The organism is Bacillus sp. P4_D3, from assembly GCF_056401855.1.
Map to the genome: position 1 here is coordinate 1 of NZ_JBFUIN010000154.1, position 6,944 is coordinate 6,944.

At 36.5% G+C, this 6,944-nt stretch carries 6 protein-coding genes; 1 reads left to right on the forward strand and 5 read right to left on the reverse strand.

Annotated elements, in window-relative coordinates; translation table 11 throughout:
* From AC1DTM_RS15350 to AC1DTM_RS15370, 5 genes are all read right to left on the reverse strand, one after another.
* A partial coding sequence (locus tag AC1DTM_RS15350; protein WP_477000439.1) for a response regulator occupies positions 1-476 on the reverse strand: 476 nt, incomplete at its 3' end.
* Positions 477-478: 2 nt separating this feature from the next.
* Positions 479-1,777, reverse strand: coding sequence for a sensor histidine kinase (locus AC1DTM_RS15355; protein WP_080025017.1), 1,299 nt, complete (start codon positions 1,775-1,777; stop codon positions 479-481).
* Between the two features lie 65 nt (positions 1,778-1,842).
* Complete coding sequence (malS, locus tag AC1DTM_RS15360) at positions 1,843-3,555, reverse strand: oxaloacetate-decarboxylating malate dehydrogenase (RefSeq protein ID WP_016104473.1); 1,713 nt, start codon at positions 3,553-3,555, stop codon at positions 1,843-1,845.
* 74 nt (positions 3,556-3,629) lie between these two features.
* Positions 3,630-5,069, reverse strand: a complete 1,440-nt coding sequence (gene aspA / locus AC1DTM_RS15365; RefSeq protein WP_002158404.1) for an aspartate ammonia-lyase — start codon at positions 5,067-5,069, stop codon at positions 3,630-3,632.
* A gap of 24 nt (positions 5,070-5,093) precedes the next feature.
* Positions 5,094-6,365: a cation:dicarboxylate symporter family transporter gene (locus tag AC1DTM_RS15370; protein ID WP_477000440.1), complete on the reverse strand. Its 1,272-nt coding sequence runs from the start codon at positions 6,363-6,365 to the stop codon at positions 5,094-5,096.
* Between the two features lie 378 nt (positions 6,366-6,743).
* Here AC1DTM_RS15370 and AC1DTM_RS15375 point away from each other — a divergent pair.
* Positions 6,744-6,944: amino acid kinase family protein (locus tag AC1DTM_RS15375; RefSeq protein WP_477000441.1), on the forward strand; the 201-nt coding region annotated here is incomplete at its 3' end.

The following is a 6,944-nucleotide window of genomic DNA, read 5'->3' on the forward strand; positions in this document are numbered from 1 at the left end:
GAATCTGCTATTCTTTTTCCTTCTTGCATTGGCTCATTTCGAACTTGCGGCTGTTCCCACTTGAAAACGTTATTCAATGATTTTTGAATATCATGTATAGAGCGCTCTAAACGAATACGTTCCATTACTTTACGTACAACAGATATAACCTCAATTTTATTCAATGGTTTTGTAATATAATATTCAACACCAAGTGTATACGCCTCACCAATAAGCTGTTTCGATTCAACTTGAGAGATCATAATGATTTTCCCTGAAAAAGAGGATGCAATATGGCGAACTGTTTCAATCCCATCTCGCATGGGCATTAATAAATCAATAAATAAAATATCTACTTTTTTAAAATTTAGTTGATCTGCTTCAATAAAAGCTCCGTCTTCCGATTCTCCAATTACTTCCCCAAGATCGCCATCTTCAATGATTTGTGAAAGCATGGATCGGAAAACTTCATCATCATCTACGATATAATAAAACAACTTTATTCCCCTTCCTGCTTTAAACTGCACTCCGGTAAACAAACGACAAACTTACACCCTTCACCAGTTTCCAGGTCTTCCAATCTTACTTCTCCTCCGAGCTCTGTTACCATTTCGTTTATGTAAGAAAGTCCAATTCCTGTTGATGGTGTTCCCGTTTGATCATACTTTGAAGTAAATCCTGGCTTAAATACTAGTTTTTTATATTTTTGCGCAATACCAGGCCCATCGTCAATTACTTCAAAAAATATACGTTTATCAAGTTTATATAACTTAATAATGATAGCACCACTACCCTCAATTGCTTCAACTGCATTGGCAACTAAGTTATTAAAAATTGATAAGACTGTATACACATGATATTCTGCATGCTCACCTTCAATATGTTTAGAAAAACGTATTTCTTTTTCCAACATTTCAGCGTACTTCTCATTTATTCTCACAATCATTTCCGCAAGCTCATGTCCTTCTACATACTCAGCTACATTTTTATCTAATAACAGTTTAGATAATCCCGCAAAAATCCTTTGATTATCCTTTTTTATTTCGTGCACTTCTCCCGCTATTTTCAATGCTGTTTTACTACTTGAATCATCGTTCGCTTGTAAATTCCGATATAATTGATACGCTTCTTGTGTAATTAACTCCGCATTTTGTAACGTTTTTTTCAAATGAACAGATTCCACATATAAGTTAGAAAGATGCATCAACATATTTTCATTTTCTTTTCGAACTTGTGATTCTTTTAATTTCGTTTCATACAAATTCATCATATTTAAAAAACCAAGCGCAAAGAAACTACGGAAAATAGCAATAATGATTAGCTTATTCACTTCAGAAATTGTTATCGTTGTACCAAGTACTACCATATGATAAATTGCAAGTTCTGACATACTTGCAATAATTTCAATTGTAATCCCAAGGTAGCCAATTATAATTGGCTTCTGATGGAACTTATTCACCCTACAAAGCGAAAAAAGACTTCCATAAATAAAATAATAAAAGAACACAGGATAGCGCAAATAAAATGATTCTGTCATATAAAAAGACCCTTGCAACACCCAGTCAAGACATACACGGAATAAGACTACAGATATACCAACAAGAATACCTGCAACCGCCGCTGGTACTCTTCTTAAAAATAATAATAAAAAGAAGAAAAGCGGTGTCCCGAAGCTAACACGAAACGTATCGTTGAAAGGATGAAAATTTAGCTCTCCAGCAATTGGGACAACAATCATTAAAATAATTAAAAGAGATATATCTTTCTTCCATAATTGATTCCAATTCAAAGATGCCACTTCCTATGTATTTTTTCAAAAATGTAAACGGAAAGCCCGCTTATTATAATAAACGGGCTTTTTTTCTATATTCTAACCTTTTCTACCGCTTTTATTTGACGATACTCMGGCTTCCATATTGATTCTTTCACTGCAATTTTGATATCGTTATCACTTAAGTTCTCTCTAGCAACACCTTCTGCAACTGCAACTTTCGCTACTTCAATTGCAACCATTTCAGAGATATTACGTAACTCTTCCACTTCTGGTAAGATAGGTGCACCCAGCTGACTTGTATCTACCATACTTGCAACCGCTTCTGCTGCTGCCGCAAACATACCGTCTGTCATTACGCTTGCACGCACAACAATTGTACCAAGACCTAGCCCTGGGAAAATAAGTGCGTTATTTGATTGCCCGATAACATACGTTACACCATTGTATGTAACTGGATCAAACGGACTTCCTGTTGCAACTAACGCTCTTCCTTCTGTCCACTCGATTAAATCTACTGGTTTCGCTTCAGCAAGTGGCGTTGGATTCGACATTGGTAAAATAATTGGTCTTTCTACATGAGAAGCCATTTCTTTAATAATCTCTTCTTTGAATGCACCAGCAACAGTTGATGTACCGATTAAAATTGTCGGTTTTACATGTTTCACAACTTCAGCAAGTCCGATAGCATCACTTTGTTTCCAATCCTTCACTTCAGCTTCTTTTCTTGCATATGGAACTTGGAAATCAAGAAGATCTTCCATATCATCTGTAATTAACCCGTTACGGTCAATACACCAGAAACGCTCATGTGCTTCTTGCTCTGATAATCCTACGCGAACCAGCGCATCTCTCACTTGATCTGCGATACCGATTCCAGCTGTACCCGCACCAAACACAACTACTCGGTGTTCATTTAAAGGTACACCAGAAGCTTTCACTGCCGATAATACTGCAGCAAGTGAAACTGCACCTGTACCTTGAATGTCATCATTAAACGTACATACATCATGACGGTATTTGTCTAAAATTTTTCGTGCATTACGAGAACTGAAATCCTCCCAATGTAAAAGTGCTTTCGGGAACTTATTGCCTACAGCTTGTACAAATGTATCAATAAATTCATCGTAATCTTCACCAGTTACACGTGGATGGCGATTTCCAATATAAAACGGATTGTTTAATAGATCCTCACGGTTTGTACCTACATCTAAAATTACAGGTAGCACGCGACTAGGATCGATTCCAACTGCGGCCGTATAAACAGCTAGCTTTCCAATCGCAATGTTAATACCACCAACACCCCAGTCACCAATTCCTAATATGCCTTCTCCATCTGTTACAACGACTAAGTCAATATTTTCAGCTGTTGCACCGATATTTGAGAACGCTTCTTCAATACCCGAAGGATCGTTAACTGATAAATAAACACCGCGTGGTTTACGATATTCATGGCTATATCTTTGAATTGCTACACCAACAGTAGGTGTATATACGATTGGTAACATTTCACGTAAATGCTCTGTTAAAATACGATAAAATAATACTTCATTTCGATCATGTAACGCTGTTAAGTATACATTCTTTAATAAATCATCCGGCTGAGAACAAAATTGCTCATACGCTCTACGAGCTTGTTCATCTAGCGTTAAAACTGCTGGCGGTAATAACCCTTTTAAACCTAATTCTTCTCTTTCTTCTTGCGTGAAAGCTACCCCTTTATTTAAAAGTGGTGTTGATAATACTTCTACTCCTCTTAATGTCGTTTCTAACGAACCATTAGAAGCCACTGTAAACTTACTCATAACATCCCTACCTCTATTCATATATAACATTTCTATATTGTAAACAAAAAAGAGGGGATTGTCCCCCTCTTCTTTTAATTTTTCTTTAAAAGAGTTGCTCCTGCAATCCCTGGGTGTGTCATTTCGAATGGATCTAGAATTAACTCTAATTCTGCTTGTGACAATACACCATTTTTCACACATAATTCTCGAACGGATTGCCCTGTCGCAATTGCTTCTTTCGCAACGCGAGCTGCTGCTTCATAACCGATATGAGGGTTCACGGCTGTAATAATTCCTACACTCTTCTCAACGTACTCTTTTAAGCGATCTTCATTCGCTTCAATTCCTTTTAAGCAATTATCTGTAAAGGCACGGAAACCGTTATTCATAATGCTAATAGATTGAAGTAAGTTGAAAACAAGTACTGGTTCCATAACATTTAATTCTAATTGTCCTGCTTCTGAAGCAAGGCAAATTGTATGGTCGTTACCAATTACTTGGAACGCAATTTGATTAATTACTTCTGGCATAACAGGGTTTACTTTCCCTGGCATAATAGATGAACCTGGTTGACGAGCTGGTAGCATAATTTCCGCTAATCCAACGCGTGGACCTGATGCCATTAGACGAAGGTCGTTCGCAATTTTAGACATGTTCATCATACATACTTTAAGTGCTGCAGATACTTCAGTGTACGCATCCGTATTTTGAGTTGCATCTACTAAATCTTCTGCACCAACAAGTGGTAGTTCGCTAATTGTAGCTAAATGTTTTACAACTGCTTCAATATATTCTGGATCCGCATTTAAGCCTGTACCAACTGCAGTTGCTCCCATATTTACTTCATATAGATGTTGGCGTGATTGCTTGATACGTTTCATATCACGTTCAAGTACGCGAGAATATGCTTTAAATTCTTGTCCAAGACGAATTGGCACAGCATCTTGTAAATGTGTACGACCCATTTTAATAACATGATCGAACTGTTCTGCTTTTAATTCAAATACATCATGCATATAACCCATCGTTTGTAATAAGCCTTCTAATGCATTTAATGTTGCAATATGAATCGCTGTTGGGAATGCATCGTTTGTTGATTGCGCCATATTTACATGACTGTTCGGACTAATATAATCATAGTCTCCCTTTTCCATTCCTAATAATTCAAGGGCACGATTGGCAATGACTTCATTTGCGTTCATATTCATTGAAGTTCCTGCACCGCCTTGAATTGGATCAACGATGAAATGATTATGCCATTTCCCCTCAAGGATTTCTTGTGATGCTTCTGCGATAGCACCACCCTTTTTCAATTCCAATCTTCCTACATCTGCATTAGCAAGTGCTGCCGCTTTTTTTACAATTGCTAACGCTTTAATTAAACCTTCATGGACTTTGTATCCTGTAATTGGGAAATTCTCTACTGCACGCATTGTTTGTACACCGTAGTACGCATAATTTGGCACTTCTTTTTCACCTAAAAAATCTTTTTCAATTCGTACTCCATTTTTAACTTCAGTTAATGTTGCCATGACTTTTCACTCCTTAACGATTTCTTATGCTGCTTTTGTTTGTTTGACTGTTTCTACATATTGTTTTGCTTTCTCATCATCGAATTCGCCTTCCCACTTCGACATAACAATGGCAGCTAATGCATTTCCTAATACATTGACAGCTGAGCGAATCATATCTAAAATACGATCAATTCCCGCAATTAATGCGATGCCTTCTAGCGGTAAGCCCATTGATCCTAACGTTGCTAATACAACAACAAATGATGCCCCCGGAACTCCCGCCATACCTTTGGATGTTAACATGAGAACGAATAATAACGTTATTTGCTCTGTCAGTGACATGTGTATACCGTACATTTGTGCAACAAACAATGCCGCTAACGCTTGATAAATAGCTGACCCAGTCAAGTTAAATGTATAACCTGTCGGAATTACGAAAGAAGCAACTGCCTTTGGACAACCGAACTCTTCCATCTTTCTCATTATATTAGGTAAAACAGCTTCTGAACTTGCTGTCGTAAATGAAAGAATAAGTTCTTCTTTTAAAATTTTCATTAATGTAAAAATGTTTACTCCTACCATTCGTGCATTAATACCTAATACAATCACAACGAATAGTATAACAGTTACGTATACAGCTAGCACTAGTTTTCCTAAAGGAAGTAGTGTGGACACACCAAATTTTGCAACCGTAACCGCAATTAATGCGAATACACCAAATGGTGCAAATTTCATAACTTGATTTGTAACCCAAAACATCGCTTCGAGTACACCTTCAAAAAAGTTAAAAACAGGCTTTCCTTTTTCTCCAATTGCCGCAACTCCTAAACCGAATAGTACTGAGAAGAATATAATCGGTAATAAGTCACCTTGTGTAATAGACTCAAATATATTTTTCGGTACAATATGAACAATCGTTTCAGCAAAACCTTTCTTCTCTGTAGCATCTGCTGTTTGTTTATAAGAAGAAATATCACTTTGCTGTAAATTATTCATATCAACGCCAGTACCTGGTTGGAATATATTCGCTGCAAGTAATCCCATTAAAATAGCAATCGTCGTAATGATCTCGAAATAAAGAATTGTCTTACCGCCCAGTTTCCCAAGCTTTTTCATATCTCCTACACCAGCTACCGCAACAATTAATGCTGAAATAACAATCGGTACTACAATCATCTTAATTAAGTGAATAAATATATCCCCAACTKGTGTGATATAAGAAATCGCCGTTTTATTGCCATAAAAGATTGCCCCTACTACAATCCCTAAAACAAGTGCGACAAAAATTTGTGTTGCCAATCCGAATTTTTTCATTTATGTTCATCCCCTTTATGCGAACGCTTTCATTTAGTATTTATAAAAGCTTACTCACACATCATATAGGCGAACCTACAAAATCATACAAAAACCTACAAGTTTGTCACAAAAAATTCAAATTTTTTTCTTATAATATTCATTGACACTTTTTATAAAAAAGAAATAAAATAACCTTGATAAAACATCAGATTATTTCGTATAATCTAAAAGATATACGTATTCAAAATAAATGGAGATGAAAAGGAGTGGATGTTATGAAAAATCACGTGAAGAAGTTCATCATATCTATTTCTTTTCTATTTCATTTTCTTACGAAGGAACAAAGGCATTCGCCTTTGTTCCTTTTTTATTGCAATCTATATAGGGGGAATTGTTATGAAGCCATATAAACGTGTCTTAATTAAATTAAGCGGCGGAGCACTTGCCGATCAATCGGGAAATAGCTTTAACTCCAAACGATTAGAACATATTGCAAATGAAATTTTATCGATTGTTGATTTAGGTATCGAGGTCTCCATCGTCATTGGCGGCGGTAACATTTTTAGAGGCCATCTAGCTGAGGAATGGGGAATTGAC